Source organism: Blautia sp. HA8986, from assembly GCF_056504635.1.
In genome coordinates this window covers 2,417,786-2,438,743 of sequence record NZ_JBWLUQ010000001.1, presented here as the reverse complement: position 1 = coordinate 2,438,743, position 20,958 = coordinate 2,417,786, and the positions used below count along the sequence as shown (strand labels likewise).

Here is a 20,958-nt window from a genome sequence, read left to right as displayed (position 1 = left end):
GTATGGGATTGAATCATTTTGATAAAAACGGCAATGCTGTTATGGTGGATGTGTCCGATAAACCGGTCACTCACCGTACAGCGACAGCTACCGGTTCCATTCAGGTAAGCCCGGAGATCATGGCTGCGGTAAAAAGCGGAAATGTGAAAAAGGGTGATGTACTTGGTGTGGCCCGTGTGGCAGGTATCATGGGGGTGAAGCGTACTTCTGAGCTGATCCCCATGTGCCATCCACTTCCCATCCAGAAGTGTTCTGTGGATTTTGAAACGGATGAGTATGCGGGAATGATCCGTGTATTTTGCACGGTAAAAACAGAGGGAAAAACAGGCGTGGAGATGGAGGCGCTGACAGGTGTTCAGGTGGCACTTCTGACTATTTATGACATGTGCAAGGCAATTGACAAGCACATGGTTATGTCTGATATCCATCTGGAAGAAAAAACAGGAGGCAAAAGCGGAGATTTCTGCTTTGAGGAAAAATGATAGACAGGTGCGGAAGAAATATTGATTATCTCAGGATTTCCGTAACTGACAGATGTAATTTGCGGTGTATTTATTGTATGCCGGAGGAGGGAGTGCAGCATGTGTCGCGCTCCCTTATTTTGCAGGAAGAGGAAATCTTGAGGATCTGCCGGGTGATGGCAGAGCTGGGTATCCGGAAGATCAAGCTTACCGGAGGGGAGCCTCTGGTTCGTTCCGGAATGCCTCAGCTTGTGGAAAAACTGAAAAATATGACGGGAATCGAGAAGGTGACTCTGACTACAAATGGTGTGCTTCTGAAGGAGCAGATGAAGGATTTTGCCCGGGCAGGGCTGGACGGATTGAATATCAGTTTGGATACGCTGGATGAGGCCTGCAGCAGGAGAATTACCCGGCGTGATGAATTGAATCGGACGCTTGAAGGGATCTCAGAGGCGTTGAAGTATCCGGAGATTTCTCTGAAGATCAACTGCGTGCCCCTTGGGATTCCGGAGCAGGATCTTTGCCGGGTGGCACTTCTTGCCAGGAATCACAGGGTGCATGTGCGGTTTATTGAGATGATGCCCATTGGGATGGGAAAAGAATTTCATGGGGTGTCGGAGGAGGAACTGCTTGGGATCCTTGGGGAAAAGCTACCACAGTTTTCGCCGTATGTTGGGGAGCCCCTTGGGAATGGACCGTGTCATTATTATGATGTGGACGGTTTTTCAGGGAAGATCGGGTTTATCAGTGCGGTGAGCCATAAATTCTGTGGGGAATGCAACCGGATCAGGCTGACTTCACAGGGGTTTTTGAAGACCTGTCTGCAGTATACAGCCGGGAGGGATCTTCGGGCGATGATCCGCAGCGGTGGTTCGGATGAGGAGCTGAAGGCGGTGATTCTGGAAGCGTTGTCGGAAAAGCCGGACGGGCATGCTTTTGGAGGCAGTCTGGAGAAACAGAAGGAAGATAAAACGGAGAAGCTTTGTATGGCTCAGATCGGAGGTTGAGTGTTTATGAAGAGAGTTGCAGTGATCACTTCCAGTGATAAGGGTTTCAGAGGGGAACGTGAGGATCTCAGCGGGCCGGCTGTGAAGGAAATCATGGAGGTGGCCGGGTATGAGGTTGTCTCTGTGGAGGTTTTGCCGGATGACCGTGGGATGCTGAGTGCACGGATGGCGGAGATTGCGGATATGGGTTTGGCTGAGCTGATTTTGACTACGGGTGGTACCGGGTTTTCCCAGAGGGATGTAACACCGGAGGCTACGGAGGATGTGATCGAGCGGCGTGTGCCGGGGATTCCGGAGGCTATGCGTGCGTTTAGTCTGACGATCACGAAGAGGGCGATGTTGAGCCGGGCTACGGCTGGAATTCGGAAGAAGACGCTGATCGTTAATCTGCCGGGGAGTCCTAAGGCTGTGAAGGAGTGTCTGGAGGTTATTGTGGATTCGCTGGGGCATGGGATTGAGATACTTGTTGGTGAGGCTGGGGAGTGTGGACGGTAGAACGTAGTGTATATTAACGAACGGACGCCCAACGGAGGCAGGGCCAGTACTGTGACACGCTGCGCGGCCTGTTCGGCTGCGTCGCTGGTTTGCTGCCATTCGTGCTAACTCACTACGCGCATAGCGCTCCGTTCAGACAGAGCACTCGGTGGCAGCAGCTATACTCGCCTCTCGACGGCGGCTCCGCTAACGTCACCGTACTGGCCCTGCCTCCGTTGGGCTGGTTGTTGAGAGTGGTGTAGGTTCTACCGGACATGTTGTTGGTAAGGGACGACTGTGACTGCGTGAGTCTGGTTGTTGAATTCAGTGAATTCTGAGGAATGTGTTGATAGTTGGAAATTAATATTGCTGGTGTGATATATAGGAATAAATTTTGTAGCGATGTGTAATTAATAGGAGTTTGTTATGGGAAAAGTACTTGCGGTTTGTATCAGTGAGAAGAAGGGGACGGAGAAGAGGAATGTCGGGTCTGCGGTTTTTGTGGAGGACTGGGGGCTTGAGGGGGATGCTCATGCCGGGAAGTGGCACCGGCAGGTGAGTCTTCTTTCAAATGAAAAGATAGAGGACTTTCGCGCCAGGGGCGCAGTAGTTGAGGATGGTGCTTTTGGCGAAAACCTGGTCGTGGAGGGGATTGATTTCGCGAAGCTTCCGGTTGGAACGAGATTCCGTTGTGGTGAGGTTGTACTGGAGCTGACTCAGATTGGAAAGGAATGCCACAATGGCTGTGCTATTTTCCAGAAGATGGGTGAGTGCATTATGCCCCGTGAAGGTGTGTTTACAAGAGTGCTGAAAGGTGGAAAAGTTTCTGTCGGTGACGAGATGACTGTGGATAAAGCCATGATTTTTGATACCCATGCACATTATGATGATGAGGCTTTTGACGAGGACCGTTATGCCATGCTGGATAGTATGCAGGAGAATGGAATCGGGCATATTGTGGATGTGTGTGCTTCTGTGGGACACTTTGACCGGGTTTATGATCTGGTGGAGAAGTATCCGTTTATTTATGGTGCAGTAGGTGTACATCCGGATGATGCAGATAAAGTGGATGCGGCAGTTTTGGATGAGATCCGCAGATATTGTGATAAGGAAAAGACAGTAGCCGTAGGTGAGATCGGTCTGGATTATTACTGGCATAAGGAGAAAGAAGCGCACCTTCTTCAGCAAAAAGTCTTCCGCCAGCAGATGGATATTGCCCGTGAGAAAAAACTCCCGTTTATGATTCACAGCCGTGATGCTGCCGAGGATACGCTGAATATTGTGAGAGAATATATGAAGAATGGAATGTATGGCGGAGTTATCCATTGTTTTTCTTATAGCAAGGAAATTGCAAGGGAGTATCTGAATATGGGACTTTATTTGGGAATTGGCGGAGTGGTGACATTTAAGAATTCCCGGAAACTGAAAGAAGTAGTAGAATACACACCCCTGAACCAGATCCTGCTTGAAACCGATTGCCCGTACATGGCACCTGTGCCAAACCGCGGAAAGAGGAACAGTTCCCTGTATCTGCCGGAGGTTGTAAAGACCATCGCGGAGATTAAGGGTGTTAGCTGCGAGGAGGTTGTGGCTGTGACGGAGAGTAATGCGGTGAAGGTGTTGGGAATGATGTAAAAAATTCTTTATAGTTTAAAAACAAATCCCGGATCACTGCCAATGCAGTATCCGGGATTACGACTATTATAATGTAAGCTAATCATCTAGCATTTCCGTACCAACTCCATAATCCTATCCGTAGCACAGCCATCACACGCGGACATAAATTTCTCTCTAAAGGCATGAACCTGTTCCTTATCGAACCGTGTGTCAAGATTCTGAATGTAATCAATGATCTCCTCAGTTTCAGTTACGACAGGGCCGGGGGTGAGGTCATCGTAGTTGTAGTAGAAACCTCTCCAGTCGAAGTAATCTTCCAGGTCGTAGGCGTAGAAGATCATTGGGCGTTCGAAAAGGGAGTATTCGAAGATCAGGGATGAGTAGTCGGAGATGCAGATATCGCTGACGCAGAGAAGTTTATCGATATCCAGATCTGTTGTTACATCCATTGCGAAATCTTTGCAGTCCTCGGGAATTTCCGGGCGTTTTTTTACGAACGGGTGGTGTTTTAGGAGAAGAATGTATTCATTTCCAAGGGCTTTTTTCATAGCCGGGATGTCGAGGCAGTCAGGGGTTTTGGCTTTTGCGACTCTTCCGCGGAAGGTAGGTGCGTACAGGATTACTTTTTTGGAACGGGCCTGGGGGAATACGGAGTAAACAGATTCCCTGGCATTTTCAATAAAATTTTTATCATAAAAAACATCTGTACGGCTGATTCCGGTTGCTACGATTTCGGTATCAGTACCTTTCAGGTTCATGGCTTCTTCGTAAGCCCAGCTGACTTCCGGACTGCTGACTGTAACGTAGGATAAGTTCCTGTAGTTGGGAAATTTTTCCTGAGTGCGGCGGTCGGCACCAAAGATCAGGTCAGCAGTGCTCATGCCGAATTTCTTAAAAGCACCGCAGGCGTGCCACACCTGAAAGATTCGGCTTCCTTTGCGCAGCGAAATACTGCTTGTGACATCGCAGGCATCATTGAGAAAGATATAATGTGCATCCGCGATATCTTTCAGCATATGCAGGCAGCGGCGGATATAAGCCGGATTATTTGATTTGATGTTCAGAAGATATTCTTCGTGGACCTCATAGCCTTCGTCTTTCATGCGTTTGTAAATAAGCTGAAAAGCATCTGTGATCTTGTCAAAACGTGCTTCAATAAAAACGACTTTATCAGGATTCATCTTTCGGGTAAGCGCGAAAAATTTATAAGTAAAGGGATAAACGACCCGAAAGATCAGAACTTTGCGGGCCATTCGATAGCACTTCTTAACTTTCGATGGCAGTGCCCGGTAGATTTTTTTTAAAACTTTTTTTAAAATCTTCTTCATGTGTTAATTCTCCCAGATCATAATGGTTTTTCCCATAATTTTGTGGATATCGATCTCAAAAGCGCGGGTGATATCCTGAATACTTCTTACATGAATCTCCGCTCCTACGATTTTTTCCAACTGATTGATCAGATCCGGATTTTGATTGTACAGTTTGATAAGACCAAGAAAATCCTCCCGGCCGCTGCGGCTGCTTCCAAAAAGACGAAGACCTTTTTCCAGGATCATGCGTGTGTTGATGGGGGCGAAATCCTCAGAGACCCCCATAATGGATATGGTTCCCTCTGGATTAATATAGTCAATGATCTGATTGATCGCTTTGGAAGAAGCGGCTCCACCCACACATTCGAAAGCATGATCCATGTGAAAATCTTCCGGAATATCTGAAATCAAATATACATCATCTGCAAAAGAAAAATCGTGAAGTTTATATTCGTTGACACCAAAAACGCAGACTTTGGTCTCAGGCAGGATAGCTTTAAGAAGAAGGGAAGTGATATATCCCAGATTTCCATCGCCCCAGACTCCGATCACATCCCTGCGGCTGTGGGAAAAGCGAAGGAATCGCTGGATCGTGTGGTAGCTGACGCTGACGATCTCTGTAAAAGCAGCTACGGACAGGTTGACATCTTCCGGCAAGGCAACAAGACGGTCAGGTTCCATGCTTACATATTCCTGCATAAAACCGTCAAAACCGCTGGCCCGAAACTGACTGCTTCTGAGATAATTTTCTGCAATGATGTCGTCCTTTTCAGTAGGAGTATTAGGAATCATTACAACAAGAGTTCCCTCTTCAAACTGGCCTGTGGGGTCGAAAGCAACCCGGCCGACTGCCTCATGGATGAGAGCCATTGGAAGCTTTTTGCGAAGGATATTTTCTGCGCGGAGACCCTGGTAATAACGTTGGTCAGCATTGCAGATAGACAGGCGGACAGGATGAACAATCACGTGAGATTTATCAAGGGTAATGTCATTAAAGACCAGTTCAAACTGACGTGGTCTGACTAAACGGTAAACAGATGTCAGCATTTATTTCCCTCCCATGATAGCTTCAGCCATGCGGATGTCGGAAGGATATGTGATTTTGATATTTGTAACATCGCCTTCCACAAGATGGACCTTTTCTCCTTTAAGAACAAGGATTTTGCAGGCATCCGTGAGAATTTCTTTTTCTGCGGAAGAAAGACCCGCATAAATATCCCGGAGTTTTTTTGCCCGGAAAGACTGCGGGGTCTGTCCCTGGTACATGGCAGAACGATCGGGAATGCTACTGATGAACTTATGATCCTGGCTTTCTACGATGGTATCTGACGCAGGGATCACAGTGTCGCAGGCACCGTATTCCACGGCTGCCTGGATATTCTCCTCGATCATGCGGTGAGATACAAAGGGACGTACGGAATCATGTGTTACAATGATCGTATCGTCATCAAGTCCGAAATTCTCTTCAATGTAGCGGATTGCGTTCATGATCGTCTCGTTTCTTGTTGAACCGCCTGGGATAACGATGATGTCGGAATGGTCAGGAATATATTTGCGGATGAGATCTTTTGTATGAGAGATCCATGCTTTCGGAGAAAGTACGATAATTCTGTCAAAAGCAGAATGGATCACGAATTTTTCAATGGTATGAACGATAATTGGCTTCCGGCCGATCTCCATAAACTGTTTCGGGCGTTCTGCATTGCCCATTCGTGTTCCCTGGCCGCCGGCCAGGATAATACCAAAAATATTGTTAGCCATAGATGCTTACCGTTACTGAAAACTTATAAAAAGTTATAAACTTCTATGTTTCATTCCTACTTCAACGAGTATGCTTTTGATGATATAAATATCTATCTACTCACAAGTTCTTGTACTCTCCATAGGCGTAAATTCCGGATTAACGTACCCGTACATATTTGCACTAACGTTTTAGTGCTAGCTTGCAAATCCTTCTCCATAAGCCTTGAGATTTATAGATGCCTGAAAATCTCTATCAATGACATTTCCACAATCACATTTATAAATCCTGTCAGATAATTTCAAGTCTTTTTTAATATTTCCACAACAACTGCAAATCTTTGATGATGGATAAAACCGATCAGCCACAATAAGCTGAATCCCTTTATCGCTGCACTTGTGTTCAAGCTGCTTTCTAAACTCAAAAAAGCCCTGATTCTGAACTGTTTTTGATAAATGTCTATTTTTCATCATTCCACTAACATTCAAATCTTCAATACAAATAAATCTTGGTTTTCGATTTACAATTTCAGATGTAGTCTGATTCAAATAGTTCTTACGGATATTTGTTAATCTGTGATTTCGTTTTAATAAAAGTTTTTCCTTTTTGATTACATTATTTGTTTTGCAGTAACTTTTTCCTTTCTTATTTTTCTCGTAAGAGCGAGAGATACTACGCTGTAATCTGCGTTTCTGTTTTTCTAGTTTCTTTACTTTCTGACTTTTATTGATGTTCTTATACTTAGCTCCATCAGAGCAAATAGCCAGATCTTTGATTCCTAGATCTATACCAATTCCATCATCATTAAGTTTTTCTATGCAATCAGGCAATTCCACACATACGCTGATCCACCAGTTCAATCCGTCAAAGGATATTCGCGGATTCATATATTTAGCATCTGTAGGAATACGACCATGCTCTGCAAGTCTTACCCAATTTAGTTTTTGTTTATTTCTTTTCCTGCCCGAAGAAAATCCTTCAAACTTAACATGAGTATTGCTGAATTGTATCTTAATATTATCCTGATAGAACTTCGGTGTTGATTTCTTTTTAGACTTAAACCTCGGATATTTTTGCAAACCTTTGAAAAAGTTTTTATAAGCAATACAGGCATCTTTGATTGCCTGTTTGGTTACATTATTTGAAATACTCAATAACCATGCGTATTCATCAGAATGTCTAAGCTTTGTAAATTCTTTTCTGAGTTCTGCATCTGAAATGAATTTTCCTCCTTTTTCATAGTTTTCTATTTCCCTTGCCAAAGCCCAGTTATAAGCAAATCTTGAAGCACCTGCGTACTGAAACATCTTAGTTTTCTGTATATTATTTGGTATCAACATTACTTTTATGGCTTTTACCATCTACTTCCTCCTGTATCAGTTCCCGGATAAGTTTCTTGGCTTTATTCGCTCGTTTTCCTTGTAATTTGCAACTGAATACTGTGATTATCTGAACCAGATCTTCAACAAGTTCCTGCTGTTCGGATTTTTCAGTATTATCAATAATCTCAATCTCACAATTATAAAGCGAGGCGATATATTCTATCAATTCAAAACCAAATCGCAATAGCCGATCTTTATATAAAACAACAACCTTTTCAACCTGATTTTGAGATATTCGCCTGATCAATTCCTGGAGTCCTTTTTTCTTATAATTAATTCCGGAACCGATATCACTTATTATCTCAAATGGCTGTCCTTTTACCAGAAGATATGTCTTAACATTATCAATCTGTCGTTCCAGATCATCTTTCTGTTTATGGCTGGAAACGCGACAATATCCAATTGTAATGCGATTTTTAGGCTTTACATTTATTACCTGGTTGAGTTGCTCGTCAGAGTAATATCTATAGCCGCTTACTGTAGTATGATGCGGATGAAGTTTTCCATTGGCATCCCAATTTCGTAATGTCTGGGCGGATACGCCTATAATTTTTGAAAATTCATGTATAGAATAATATTTACTCAAAGCATCAACTTCTTTCAATAATATTCTGCTCTAATATCTTATAAAACTCAACATGTACTTATATGATTTTATAATTTATATTTAACTGTTAATAACCTCCTAGTTATTCTGGGGTTTTGTGATGTAATCTATAATTCTCTGTGTGGAGTGTCCGTCGCAGGCGGCCATATACTGTTCAAAAAATTCGAAATAATGCTGATCAATGGAAGCGTCAAGAGCTGCTTCATCAGACAGCGTCTGAACGATATGTTCACTGTCGCGGACAAGTATGCCGGGTAGTGTAAAGTAATCCAGATAAAATCCCCGATTGTCCACGTATTCTTTAAGATCCGGTGCAAACAGAATGATCGGAAGTTTGTAGATCATTGCGTCGAAAAGGATAGAAGAATAATCTGTGATCACTACATCAGCAACAGGGAGCAGTTCCTCAGAAGGAATGCTGCAGTTGGTTCCCTGTGTATGAAGCTGGGAATGGGGATGCAGTTTAATGATAAAGTAATGAGTATCTCTGAGGCGTTCCTGCGCCTTGAGGACATCTTCCAGTCCGTAGACCTGGGCAGAACCAGGTTTTCCGCGGAAAGTAGGAGCCCAGAGTACGATTTTTTTGTCCTGTGCTTCAGGATGCTGCCGGAAAAACTGTTCGCGGCAGTGCTGGTTGAAACTGTTGTTGAAGTACATGTCCGTCCGGCTGACGCCTACAGGGAGGATGCGATCCTCCGGAAGTTTCATGGCACTGGCAAAAGGTTTCACGCAGATTTCTGAGCTGACAGTTGCGATATTGCAGTTGGCCATTACATTGCCAATATAGTAGGATGGAATATCTGCCTCCGTGTCATAACCGAATTTTTTGAAGGCTCCACATGCATGCCAAAGCTGTATTACCTGAGTTTCGCTGCGTTTTTTGCAGGAAGCTGCAGGCAGAAAATTGTCACATATGATCACTGTTTCTGCGGATGCATATTTTTTCATAAAAGAGGCCATATTCTGAAAAACCTTCAGAGGAGAATCGGAGTTATTGTTCCAGTACATTTCGGTGATCTGAAGCTCCGGATGGGTCAGAAGCTCCTCACGGATGGCCAGCATGCTGAATGGAATCTCGCTGTGATGTGCATCAGCCAGTATCACGGTTCCGGGTATAACCGGCTTCATGGCATGGACATTATAAACAGCCGGAAGAATAAGCTGCTGGAAAAGCATTTTTATTATTTGTTTTAGCCAAAATATCATTACATATCCTCCGGTTTTCTGTTTCTGATTTATATTGCTCCTCTGATATAGAATAGCCGATATCTGTTAAAGTATAACATAATTGTTTCAGAAGTTAGTTATTTCTGTTTTCCATATTTTGCATTGATTTAATAATACCTGTGAAGTATAACATATCCTATATGGAAGCACAACGCCGGATTTCATAAGGCTTTCAGCACATCTATAAGCCGTGAATTGTCCTTTGGCATCATAATACAGAATCTGATAAATTCGCCATCAAGACACTGGAATGAAGAGCAGTCACGGATCATAAGTCCCTGGCGGATGCAGGCCTCAAAAACATCATAGGAGGTCAGGCCTTCTTTCCGGATCCTGAGAAGGATGAAGTTGGCATAAGCCGGATAGACTTTGTAAGTTGGAACTTTTTTTAATTCGGAGATTATTCTGACACGTTCGGACAGGATCAGTTCTCTTGTGTTTCGGATGTATTCTTCATCCTGAAGCATGATTTCTCCTGCAAATGCACCAATACTATTTAATGACCATGGTGTCTGTTTCTCACGCATTTTTGCGAGGAAGTTCATGTTTCCGGTGATTCCGTAGCCAAGGCGCATTCCAGGTGCTGCGAAGAATTTTGATACACCGCGGAGTACCATGAGATTGGTGAATTCCTGTGTAAGGGGAACGGCTGTGATAGCATTGATATCTGGGGCAAATTCCACGTAAGTTTCATCAATCATTACGAAGATGTTTTTTTCCGCACAGAAACTTATGAGCTTGCGGAGATCTTCCTTTGAAATGGCAGAAGATGTTGGATTGTTGGGATTGCAGAGGATAAGAAAATCATAGCCCTGAGTAAGCTTTTTGCAGAGATCCGGAATATCCGGCCCGAAATCATTATTCTCCTGAAGATGATAATATTCCTGTGTACTTCCTGAGAAAGAGAGTTCTCTGGAATATTCGGAGTAGGTCGGGCCAAGGATCAAAGTGTGCTTTGGTGCTCTTTCTTCAATAAGAAGGGAGATCAGTTCACTGGAACCGTTTCCTGGAAGTATAAAATCAGCCGGGATCCCGCAGTAACGGGAAATCGTATTGCGAAGAGAAGTGTATTCTCTGTCCGGATAGGAAGAAAGAAGATCAACGTGTTCTGCAATTGCTTTGCTGGCTTTCGGAGATAATCCCAGAGGGTTTACGTTGGCTCCAAATTTGACGATGTCCTCTTTTTTTAAATTATAGTAGCTGCATATTTTTTCTATATCACTTCCGTGAAAAACGGGTTTTGTATCCATTGGCTGTCACCTCATTTGGTTATTTTTTCATTACAAAAATTAATTCCAGTATACACCAGAATGCTTTTCAAAAAAAGGCAGGATAGTAATTTTCTTTTGTATCTGATAAAATAAAATTATGAATAATTATGTGGAGATAATGGTTTTATAATCGCAGAAATACAGGATATCCGTGGGAAAAGGAGACAGATGATATGAAGGCAGAAGAGAAAAGAATTGCAGTGATCGGAATCGGCGGTGTTGGCGGATATGTGGCAGGAATGCTGGCGAAAGCATATCCTCATGTGACAATGGTGGCACGTGGAGCCAGAGCAGAGAGCATCCGGGAAAATGGTCTTGTGCTGCACAGTGATTATAAAGGTGAGATCATTGCAAGACCGGAACGAGTCGTTACAGTCCGCGATATGGGACAGCAGGATTATATTTTTATCTGTGTGAAAAATTACTCTCTTGCAGAGGTGTGCGAGAGTATCCGGGATATGGTTACGGATGATACGGTGATCATTCCGGTAATGAATGGTGTTGATCCGGGAGAAAATATCCGTGCCCTGATCGGAAAGGGAACGGTGGTAGACTCTCTGATCTATACAGTGGCTTTTGCAAATGAAGATTTTTCCATTTCTCAGCAGGATACATTTACATGGCTGTGCATAGGGATCAAAAATGCGGATGAGAAGCAGCGGGAGAAAGTTGCGGAAGTTGCAAAGATCTTGAAAGGTGCAGATATTGATTATAAAGATGAGGGGGATATTGAGGTAGAGATCTGGCGGAAATATATCCTTAATTGCGCGTTTAATGTGATGACTGCTTTTTATGACAATACCATCGGAGAACTGCGAAGTGATCAGGTGAAAGCACAGCAGTATGAGAGTCTTGTGTGGGAGGCTGCGAGTGTAGGACGTGCCAAGGGTGTGGCTTTGACAGATGAGCATATCAATGAGGTGATCCATAAATTCCGCCACGTGCATGCAGATAATGCCACAAGTTCTCTGCAGAGAGATTATCGAATCTGTAAGAAACAGACAGAGCTGGAGACTTTCAGCGGGTATATTGTGAAAGAGGCGAAACGGTTGGGCGTGGAGATTCCTTTATCTGAAAAAATGTATCAGGGACTGAAGGAGATTGCTGAGAAGTTCTAATGGAAAATCCGGGCTGCTGATTACAAATGAATCGTGACAAATCCAGATATATTTTCACCGTAAAATTGGAGTTTTTTATGGTGTATTTTTTGCGAGTTTGGTACAATGGAATCAAAGGAATATGGCTGGTGAATATCCGCACAGCTATTGTCCAGATATTTTACATTAAATATATTGGAAGGGGGGAAGCAGAAATGAAAAAAACTCTCGCAATCATTGTTGTCGTGATCCTTGTACTGGCAGGTGTACTGGCTGTCAGCTATAACGGACTGGCAGGAGACAGAGAATCGGTAGATACAGCGCAGGCCGATGTTGATACCATGTTGCAGAGGAGGGCAGATCTGATCCCGAATCTTGTCAGCACAGTAAAGAGTTATGCGAAACATGAGACGGAAGTTTTTGATAAGGTTCTGGAAGCCCGCAGCCAGTTGATGGATGCAGGTACTATGGAAGAGAAAGCGGAGGCAGATCAGCAGGTGGAGAGTGCACTGAATGGCCTTAGAGTTGTAGTGGAGAATTATCCTGAGCTGAAGAGTGATACAACTTATGTCAGCCTTATGGATGAGCTGTCCGGAAGTGAGAATCGTATTTCAGTAGCAAGAAAGGATTATAATGATGCTGTGAAATCTTATAATACGAAGCTCGTGAAGTTCCCGGGAAATATTCTGGGTTCAGCCTTGGGCTTTGAAAAGGCGGCATATTTTGAGGCCAGTGCTTCTGCCAGTGAGAACCCGGATGTAGGAGAACTGCTTGCTGAATGATAAGCTGTACTGCAATGGGGGAACAGCCTATGAAAAAAATGCGCAGATGGATGGCAGCACTTCTGTTTCTGGCGATGGTGCTGTCCGGAAATGTTCTGGCAGTTTACGGTGAGATTCCGTCTGCCACGAAAGAATTTTATGTGAATGATTATGCAGGTGTTTTCAGTGATACCTGGAAAGAAAATCTGTGTCAGGCTGGCGAAGAACTGGCAGCAGATACAACTGCACAGCTTGTTGTGCTTACTGTGGATTCCACAGATGGAGAAGACATCAGTGATTATGCAGTTGAAGTGGGGCGGAAATGGGGCATTGGATCGAAAGATAAGAATAATGGTGTCCTGATCGTGCTTTCTGTTTCTGATCGTAAAGTATGGGTGGCAGTTGGATATGGACTGGAAGGAAGGCTGCCGGATGCAAAAACAGGACGGCTTCTGGATGAGTATGCAGTCCCTTCTTATAAAGAAGATAAATTCGAGAAAGGTACTGTGGAACTTTATTATGCGCTGTTAAATGAGATCCGCGACGAGTATGGACTGGAAGCTGTGACAGTACCGGAATATAAGGAAGTGCAGGCAGAAGCAGATGAAGAAGATGACGGAAAACCATGGGAAATCGCACTTGGTCTTGTACTGATCGTTCTGCTTATGGCAGGGGCATATCTGGTATTTGTTACAATTCCTGTATTTATTTTTGTAAATATTGTATTACTTCTGAAAGGTCTTCTCCGGAAAAGCCAGGGTAAAGACATGTCTGAATACTGGAAAAAGAAGTTCAGTAAAATGGAGCTTCTGCATCGTTTATTTAATTCCCTGTTTCCGATCAGCTGGTTACTTAGCCGGGGCGGAAAAGGCAGCAGTGGTGGAAGCAGTACGGATAATAACGATGACTATGATTATGACAGCAGTTATGACAGCGGAGATTCCGGTGACGGAGGAAGCTTCGGAGGTGGCGGAGCAGGACGTGATTTCTGAATTGACAAAATTTCTCAACTTTGCTATAATGACGAAAATCAATTCCGTGAGGGAGTAATTCGCGTGTAAACGTGGTTTGTCAACATACTGGTGTGCGCACCTGGCAAATCTTAAAGAATGAGACTCATGTATATTTTATTTCTATTGTGGAGATAAGGTATACGTGGGTCTTTTTTTGTCATGAGAAATATCTTCTGACCGGATACATATGAAAAGGAGAAAAAGAGATATGTTGTTATTTATGAAGGTGCTCTTTACCCAGTTTATTGCGGAAATGGGCGACAAGACACAGCTGATGCTGGTGGCGATGACTTCCAAGTTCAAACTGAAAGACATTCTGCTTGGAACAGGTGTTGCGATCATCGTTCTTAACGGACTGGCAGTTCTGGCAGGTGGTCTTGCCAGTACAGTAGTTCCTACCTGGCTGATCCGACTGATCGCAGGTGTGGCGTTCCTGTTTTTTGCAGCAACTACTTTAAAGAGTGACGATGATGAGGAAGAGAATGTAAAAGACCGAAAAATCAAGTTCGCACCGCTTTCTGTGTTCTGTACATTTTTTGTTGCTGAGCTTGGCGATAAAACACAGCTCACAGCGATCACTTTTGGAGCAAATGAGGGATTAAGTGCTGCTGTTGTTGTATGGCTCGCCTGTTCCCTGGGACTTTTTGCTGCGGATGTGATCGGGCTTCTTATTGGTTATCTTTTGAAGAGCAAGGCACCGGAAGGAATCCTCAATACGGTTGCATTTTTTATTTTTTCCATCTTCGGAATCCTGACTCTGAGGCAGGGATTCGGTCTTCTGCTTGGTGCGGAATCATCCAGAATCCTGCCGCTGACTGTGACTGTTACCGTTGTGTTTGTGATTGTCTGTCTTGTGATTTATAAGAAGCGTAAGAAGGTTGAAGTGTAAAGAAGGATAGTAATAAAGTAATACGTAAATGTATAGAGATCATTTGTAAAGACATACCTTGAAATTCCCCGGCATACACTGTAAAAAAGCGTCTTCGGAGGCTTGGCAGTGAAGGATTATATAGAGGAACGTGCAGTTGAGATCGCAGGGTATATTATAGAAACAAAGGCTACGGTGAGGCAGGCGGCGAAGAAATTCGGAATCAGTAAGAGTACGGTACATAAGGACTGTGTGGAACGGTTGAAGGCGATCAATCCGGGGATGGCTGTGGAAGTGCGGAAGGTACTGGATGTGAATAAACAGGAGAGACATATCCGTGGAGGGCTTGCGACCCGGGAGAAGTATCTGCATGCGCGAAATTAAGTTGACATACCTGGTGAGTTGTGCGAAGATTTGTATATAAGTGCAATGGCTGCTTTGCCAGGCATTGAATACACCACGAACGAAAGAGAGGCTTTTATCATGCTGAAACAGTTATCCATATACGCAGAGAACAAGAAGGGCGTTATGCAGAACATCACAGGGATCCTGAAGGAACAGGACATTAACATTCTGGGATCTGTTACCAACGACAGTGCTGAGTACGGAATCGTAAGAATGGCAGTTTCTGATCCGGAAAAAGCGAAGGAGGCTCTGATCGGTGCCGGTTATCTCTGTCATGTTATTGAGGTGATCGGAGTAGAAGTAGAAGATAAAACAGGAAATCTCAATGATCTTCTTCTTACACTGAAGGACAGTAACGTAAGTGTGGATTATCTGTATCTTTCTTTTAATCGTGATTCCGGCAAGCCGATCATGGTATTCCATACAGAAGATATCATGGAAGTAAGAGAATGTCTGAAATCCAGAGGATACACTGTTTTATAAGAATAAAACAGTAATGTCCAATTATTAAAGAAGTCTATATTATAAAAACTAAATATTAATTTTACAAATAAACACGGTCATGCTATCATGTAACCATAATAGTTCTTAACCTGTATCAGCCACCTACGGATATGCGAATATCCGACATAAATACAGGGCAGAACTAAAAAACTCATCACATAAAGTTAATAATTACACCCATGAAGGATCCTGTGAATCAGCGTACACAGGTTACTTCAGAAAAAAAGCTGTTATATCGGCGGAGTTTTCTGTGTCTCCAATGGTATAGCAGCTTTTTTCTTTATGTAATATTCAGTCAAAAATTTCGCAGTATTTTCACAAACACGTGATACATTATAGGAAGTGTTATAATACATTTCGAATATAAATGAGCGTAGCGACTGCGTTTATGAGCAAGTGCGAAGTGGATTGCGAATATCCGCATAACCTGAATGCAGATGGTGAATATCTGCCTGACGACTGATAAGAATCGACGGAAGAGGAAATACGATGAAATTACTGAAAAAACGAAATCATAGAAGCGAAATCCCGGTCTGGGTCTATATCCTGGCATTTTTGTTTCCGGTAATCATATTTACAGCTGGTTTTTCCCTAAAAGGCGTGTATCCCTTTGGGGAGGCGTCAGCACTTGTTGTAGACGGTGTTCACCAGTATACAGCTTTTTATAAAGAGCTTGCCAGCCAGCTTGGAAAAGGTCTGGGATGGACTTATTCTTCACACGCCATGGGATACAATTTCTATGGCTTATTCTGTTATTATCTCTGCAGTCCATTCAGTTTGCTGGTTCTTCTGCTGATGAAATTCATGTACGTAAACGAAGCTGTGACAGCTGTGATCCTGGTCAAAGTGGGGCTTTGCAGCGTGTCCATGGCATGGTATTCCGGAAAAAAATATCCTGGCAGAAGCAGCATGGCAGTTTCTCTTGGCTGCATGTACGGCCTGTCTAATTTTATGCTGGGTTATTACAGCAATGTGATGTGGTTTGACTGTATTATGATGCTTCCGGTGCTGGCATATTTTATAGAACAGTTTGTACATACCGGAAGATGGAAAAGATATTGCCTGGTGCTGGGGTACTGTATTCTGACCAGCTATTATATGGGATTTATGCTGTGCGTATTTGCAGCACTTTATTATCTGGCCAATCTCATTATTATGGTGGCGACGAAGCCGGATCAGCGCGGAGCTAAGATTTTTTATTCACTGGGGACGTTCGCGGGAGCTTCCATTGCGGCAGCAGGCCTTGGGGGTATCACGCTGATCCCCGGAATCATCGCGGTTTCCAGAACAGCTGCAGCAACAGAGGCAGGAAGCGAACTGAACGGTGTTTACGGAGATCTCTGGAAGCAGCTTGGCGCGTTGATGGAAGATTCCCTGTCTTTTGTGAAATCAGGTGAGCAGGGAGATGTGAACCTTTACTGCGGCTGCGCGGTGCTGCTTTTTGCAGGAATGTATTTTTTTAACAAAGAGATCCGAATTGTGGAAAAAATCGTGCTGGGTTTGCTGATCGTTTTATATTTTGCAGGGTTTCATGTAACGATGTTGAATCTTCTTTTTCACGGGCTGCATAAGCCGGTGGGAATTCCCAACCGATTTGCTTTTGTTCTGGTGTTCCTGCTTCTAAGAGTGACCAGTGATGCCTGGGGAAAAATATCCGTACAGAGCAGAAAATGGCTTTTTGCAGGGCTGGCAGCAGCAGAAATATTTTGTGTAGCTGTAGGGATTCTGGGTGGGAAAAACAGAGAAATTTTATTCTCAGCCGGTGCTATTGCACTGATGTTTTTACCTGTGTGGACGGAATGTTTTATTTGTGGAAAACTTCCGGTAAACCACTTCGGACATGTGGAAATTCGAAAAATATGCAGCTGTATACTTATGCTGTTGATCCTTGCAGAAACCGGAATCCACGGGATTGTAAGCATTACAGATAACGGAACAGCCAGTCGTGATATTTATGTGGAAAGCGAGCAGGAAGTTAGTGAACTTATGGATTCTGTAAGTGCAGATCAGGTAAATTACAGAGCTGCTATTGTGAATCCGCTGGTGAGAAATGGGGAACTTCTGTATCAGCTTAATGGAATTTCAATGTATTCATCTACCAATACGGAAGAAATGTGGGATTTTGTGAAAACCATGGGTTTTGAAAATCTGGAGAACCGCTATCAATATGCAGGTGCAACAGAGGCAATGGATATGCTTCTGGGAATCCGTTATCTGATCTGTCGGAATACAAGGATATTGAACACATCCTATCAGAAGATGGGGGAAAGTTTGTCTTTTGACCTGTATGAAAATCCCCGTGCGCTGAAAGCCGGATATATGGTCAGTGATTCTGCAGTGGATTATGCAATGGCAGGCACTAATCCAATGGAAGTACAGAACCGGCTGCTCAGAGGCATTGCAGGGAAAAGACTTTATAATCTGAAGACAGTCAGCTCTGAGACAACACTTACCGGAATGGCAGCCTTCAATATCCGACTGAAAAAAGACGAACATGGGTATCTTTACATTCCGGGAACAGAGCCGGATACAGTTACGATCAATGGGCAGGAACAGAAGTCAGATTACTGGAATAATAATTTTCTGGATATTGGAACTTATGATACAGAAACAATGGTTCATATCACTGCAAATTCCGGTATACACGAAGCTGTTCTCGGAACTTATCAGGAGACGGATCTGGATGAAAGCTATGAAAAGCTTTCCTTACAGCAGATAGATATTGAAGGAGGAAAAGGGAACATAACTGTGCAAAGGGGCGGAATACTTATGATCAGCAGTTTTTATGATTCGGATATGCGGATCTATGTAGATGGAAAAAAAGCGGAAACACTGAACCTGCAGGGACTTACCGGGGTGAAGCTTTCGGCAGGAGCACATAAGATTGTTATGAAATATCATACACCTGGGCTTCGGTTGGGAGCAGTTCTTTCTATATTAATGGTATTTGTGCTGGGAATTATAGAGTATGCAGGAAGCAGAAAGCGGAAAAATTACGGGAGAAGGAGATTTTTTACCTGGATATAGTAGCTCAACAGAAAAAGACGTGATATACTTCCTGGAAGGAGCGGAGGCCATAGCGGAAAAATCAGCTGGTTCAGACTGTGCGGTGCTGAATGGTTGGGAACAGTCAGCAGACAGATAGAGAATGATCTGTCTGGAAGAAAGGGAAATATCATGGAAAAACTGTGGAAAAGACTGGAGACGCAGATGGTACAGTCTTACGAAGGTATGGTAAAGGAAGATTCCGATATGACGGTGTGGAACCGGGCGTTTGAGACGCTGGCAGAGATCGTTGAGCATGGCCGGAAAAAATACGGGGATTTCGCACCGGAGCTTTTTATCCTGGATGGAAGCACGGATTTTATGTTTGATCTGAAGATATGGCTGGATGATTACATGGAGTTTCTGGAACAGGAAGAGGAGCAGGAACAGCTGGAAAAAGTATGCAGAAAACTTTTGAAGCTTTTTGCGTGGGAAAAGGCATCGCCGTCTGATATACGGTTCCGTCTGGCATCATCTATGCTGTCTTTAAATAAGAAAAAAGAGGCAGGGGATTTCTGCGAGAGATGGTATGGAGAGGATGAGAATGATCCGGCTGCGGCAGCTGCGCTGATTTATGCCTGGATCGCAGACAGACGGTATAAAGATGCACAGAGGGTTGTGGATTTCTGGATGGATAAAGAAGGCGGTTATACAGAGGAAAATGCAGAGGTTTTTGGAGCAGCAGCCGTTTTGCAGAATGTTTTTCCGGGAAATGGGAAAGATATACAGGTACAGTACTGCAGTTCATGCAATAAATTATAAAGCAGTCTCTTCGGAAAAGATGGCGGAGATCGGGAAAGACAAGGTCCTGGAAGTAAAAGTGTCATTTTTGCAGGGTTGTGACATCTATGAAGAAAATTGCGCTGAACCCCTGTAAAATCAGCAAAAATTCTTTGTAAAACACCTTGACAAGCCGTATATTTACGGTCTATAATGAGCAAGCGTGCGAATGAAACGTTATATTTTCGCATGCCGTAATTTGTAAATAGCAACCGCAAGGCCCCATGGGATAACCCATGGAGAAATAAATCGGGAGGTGAAATGGAATGCCAACATTCAACCAGTTAGTAAGAAAGGGCCGTCAGACAGCTGTTAAGAAATCTACAGCACCGGCTCTGCAGAAAACATTTAACTCTTTAAGAAAGAAATCAGTTGATCAGGCTGCTCCACAGAAACGTGGTGTTTGTACAGCTGTTAAGACAGCTACTCCTAAAAAGCCTAACTCAGCTCTTAGAAAGATCGCCAGAGTTCGTCTTTCCAACGGTATCGAGGTAACAAGCTACATTCCAGGAGAGGGTCACAATCTTCAGGAGCATAGCGTTGTCCTTATCCGTGGAGGAAGAGTTAAGGACTTACCTGGTACAAGATACCACATCATCAGAGGTACTCTTGATACAGCAGGTGTTGCTAACAGAAAACAGGCTCGTTCCAAATACGGAGCTAAGAGACCTAAAGCTAAGAAATAATTTAAGTAGATCAGAAATCTACACCGCTTCCTGATTGCAGACGATCAGGAGGATTACAAAGATATTATTCATCTAATGTATTACAGCGGAAGACTATAAAGATTTGTACGGTATTCCATATACCCTGTCGGTTGCGGGTTAAATATAGGACCTTACCAGTGCGAACATGCAATAGTTTTACTGCGTGAGTACCGATGATATAATCAATATGATTAAGGAGGGAAGTAACGTGCCACGTAAAGGACATACTCAGAAAAGAGACGTTCTGGCTGACCCGATGTACAATAACAAAGTGGTTACCAAACTTATCAATAACATCATGTTAGACGGTAAGAAAGGTGTTGCTCAGAAAATTGTATACGGTGCATTTGCCAGAGTAGAGGAAAAAGCTGGTAAACCAGCAATTGAAGTATTTGAAGAGGCTATGAACAACATCATGCCAGTTCTCGAGGTAAAAGCAAGACGTATCGGTGGTGCTACTTATCAGGTTCCGATCGAGGTAAGAGCAGACAGACGTCAGGCACTTGCTCTTCGTTGGCTTACAATGTTCTCACGTAAGAGAGGCGAGAAGACAATGGAAGAAAGATTGGCTAATGAGCTTCTGGACGCAATGAACAACACAGGTGCATCCGTTAAGAGAAAAGAAGACATGCACAAGATGGCTGAGGCAAATAAAGCATTTGCTCACTATCGCTTCTAATT

The 20,958-nt window shown here is 43.6% G+C and carries 21 protein-coding genes and 1 pseudogene; 15 read left to right on the top strand and 7 right to left on the bottom strand.

Annotated features, from left to right (window positions below; translation table 11 throughout):
• The first annotated feature begins 2 nt into the window (after nt 1-2).
• From moaC to AC04Q4_RS11295, 5 genes and pseudogenes are all read left to right on the top strand, one after another.
• A complete protein-coding gene (gene moaC / locus AC04Q4_RS11315) occupies nt 3-482 on the top strand; it encodes a cyclic pyranopterin monophosphate synthase MoaC (RefSeq protein WP_173738154.1) in 480 nt (159 codons plus the stop codon).
• On the top strand, nt 479-1,468 hold the full coding sequence (moaA, locus tag AC04Q4_RS11310) for a GTP 3',8-cyclase MoaA (RefSeq protein ID WP_476388992.1): 990 nt from the start codon (nt 479-481) through the stop codon (nt 1,466-1,468). The genes moaC and moaA overlap by 4 nt, the downstream gene beginning before the upstream one ends.
• Before the next feature lie 6 nt (nt 1,469-1,474).
• Nucleotides 1,475-1,963, top strand: coding sequence for a molybdenum cofactor synthesis domain-containing protein (locus AC04Q4_RS11305; protein WP_476388991.1), 489 nt, complete (start codon nt 1,475-1,477; stop codon nt 1,961-1,963).
• A 405-nt stretch (nt 1,964-2,368) separates the two neighbouring features.
• A pseudogene (locus tag AC04Q4_RS11300) lies at nt 2,369-2,776 on the top strand (MOSC domain-containing protein); the annotation flags it as partial.
• A 24-nt stretch (nt 2,777-2,800) separates the two neighbouring features.
• Entirely contained in the window at nt 2,801-3,577 is a 777-nt protein-coding gene (locus AC04Q4_RS11295) for a TatD family hydrolase (RefSeq protein WP_476389094.1), read from the top strand.
• Nucleotides 3,578-3,663: 86 nt separating this feature from the next.
• Here the strand turns inward: AC04Q4_RS11295 and AC04Q4_RS11290 are convergent, their stop codons facing one another.
• The 7 genes from AC04Q4_RS11290 to AC04Q4_RS11260 all read right to left on the bottom strand — a co-directional run bounded on the left by AC04Q4_RS11290 (nt 3,664) and on the right by AC04Q4_RS11260 (nt 11,076).
• Complete coding sequence (locus tag AC04Q4_RS11290; RefSeq protein WP_173756654.1) at nt 3,664-4,887, bottom strand: CDP-glycerol glycerophosphotransferase family protein; 1,224 nt, start codon at nt 4,885-4,887, stop codon at nt 3,664-3,666.
• A 3-nt stretch (nt 4,888-4,890) separates the two neighbouring features.
• The gene (locus AC04Q4_RS11285; RefSeq protein ID WP_119240310.1) at nt 4,891-5,916 is read right to left on the bottom strand and encodes a zinc-binding dehydrogenase; all 1,026 of its coding nucleotides are present in this window, start codon (nt 5,914-5,916) and stop codon (nt 4,891-4,893) included.
• Complete coding sequence (locus tag AC04Q4_RS11280; RefSeq protein WP_173738143.1) at nt 5,917-6,630, bottom strand: IspD/TarI family cytidylyltransferase; 714 nt, start codon at nt 6,628-6,630, stop codon at nt 5,917-5,919.
• Nucleotides 6,631-6,807: 177 nt separating this feature from the next.
• Entirely contained in the window at nt 6,808-7,971 is a 1,164-nt protein-coding gene (locus AC04Q4_RS11275) for an RNA-guided endonuclease TnpB family protein (RefSeq protein ID WP_476388990.1), read from the bottom strand.
• Nucleotides 7,934-8,578: an IS607 family transposase gene (locus AC04Q4_RS11270; protein WP_476389093.1), complete on the bottom strand. Its 645-nt coding sequence runs from the start codon at nt 8,576-8,578 to the stop codon at nt 7,934-7,936. The genes AC04Q4_RS11275 and AC04Q4_RS11270 overlap by 38 nt, the downstream gene beginning before the upstream one ends.
• A gap of 99 nt (nt 8,579-8,677) precedes the next feature.
• Nucleotides 8,678-9,805, bottom strand: a complete 1,128-nt coding sequence (locus AC04Q4_RS11265; protein WP_476388989.1) for a CDP-glycerol glycerophosphotransferase family protein — start codon at nt 9,803-9,805, stop codon at nt 8,678-8,680.
• A 182-nt stretch (nt 9,806-9,987) separates the two neighbouring features.
• A complete protein-coding gene (locus AC04Q4_RS11260; protein WP_173757398.1) occupies nt 9,988-11,076 on the bottom strand; it encodes a pyridoxal phosphate-dependent aminotransferase in 1,089 nt (362 codons plus the stop codon).
• Nucleotides 11,077-11,270: 194 nt separating this feature from the next.
• On the opposite strand from AC04Q4_RS11260, the gene AC04Q4_RS11255 reads away from it, so the two are divergent.
• From AC04Q4_RS11255 to rpsG, 10 genes are all read left to right on the top strand, one after another.
• Entirely contained in the window at nt 11,271-12,215 is a 945-nt protein-coding gene (locus tag AC04Q4_RS11255) for a ketopantoate reductase family protein (protein WP_173739073.1), read from the top strand.
• Nucleotides 12,216-12,409: 194 nt separating this feature from the next.
• Nucleotides 12,410-12,976, top strand: coding sequence for a LemA family protein (locus tag AC04Q4_RS11250; protein WP_476388988.1), 567 nt, complete (start codon nt 12,410-12,412; stop codon nt 12,974-12,976).
• Nucleotides 12,973-13,947, top strand: a complete 975-nt coding sequence (locus AC04Q4_RS11245; protein ID WP_476388987.1) for a TPM domain-containing protein — start codon at nt 12,973-12,975, stop codon at nt 13,945-13,947. Before AC04Q4_RS11250 ends, AC04Q4_RS11245 begins: the two co-directional genes overlap by 4 nt.
• A gap of 229 nt (nt 13,948-14,176) precedes the next feature.
• The gene (locus tag AC04Q4_RS11240; protein ID WP_476388986.1) at nt 14,177-14,857 is read left to right on the top strand and encodes a TMEM165/GDT1 family protein; all 681 of its coding nucleotides are present in this window, start codon (nt 14,177-14,179) and stop codon (nt 14,855-14,857) included.
• A gap of 108 nt (nt 14,858-14,965) precedes the next feature.
• The gene (gene spoIIID, locus AC04Q4_RS11235) at nt 14,966-15,220 is read left to right on the top strand and encodes a sporulation transcriptional regulator SpoIIID (protein WP_178773248.1); all 255 of its coding nucleotides are present in this window, start codon (nt 14,966-14,968) and stop codon (nt 15,218-15,220) included.
• Nucleotides 15,221-15,319: 99 nt separating this feature from the next.
• On the top strand, nt 15,320-15,724 hold the full coding sequence (locus AC04Q4_RS11230; RefSeq protein WP_476388985.1) for an amino acid-binding protein: 405 nt from the start codon (nt 15,320-15,322) through the stop codon (nt 15,722-15,724).
• A gap of 510 nt (nt 15,725-16,234) precedes the next feature.
• Entirely contained in the window at nt 16,235-18,772 is a 2,538-nt protein-coding gene (locus AC04Q4_RS11225) for a YfhO family protein (protein WP_476388984.1), read from the top strand.
• A 150-nt stretch (nt 18,773-18,922) separates the two neighbouring features.
• A complete protein-coding gene (locus tag AC04Q4_RS11220; protein ID WP_476388983.1) occupies nt 18,923-19,552 on the top strand; it encodes a hypothetical protein in 630 nt (209 codons plus the stop codon).
• A 284-nt stretch (nt 19,553-19,836) separates the two neighbouring features.
• Nucleotides 19,837-20,256: a 30S ribosomal protein S12 gene (gene rpsL, locus AC04Q4_RS11215; RefSeq protein WP_119240298.1), complete on the top strand. Its 420-nt coding sequence runs from the start codon at nt 19,837-19,839 to the stop codon at nt 20,254-20,256.
• 229 nt (nt 20,257-20,485) lie between these two features.
• A complete protein-coding gene (gene rpsG, locus AC04Q4_RS11210; protein ID WP_207660371.1) occupies nt 20,486-20,956 on the top strand; it encodes a 30S ribosomal protein S7 in 471 nt (156 codons plus the stop codon).
• Nucleotides 20,957-20,958: the final 2 nt, after the last annotated feature.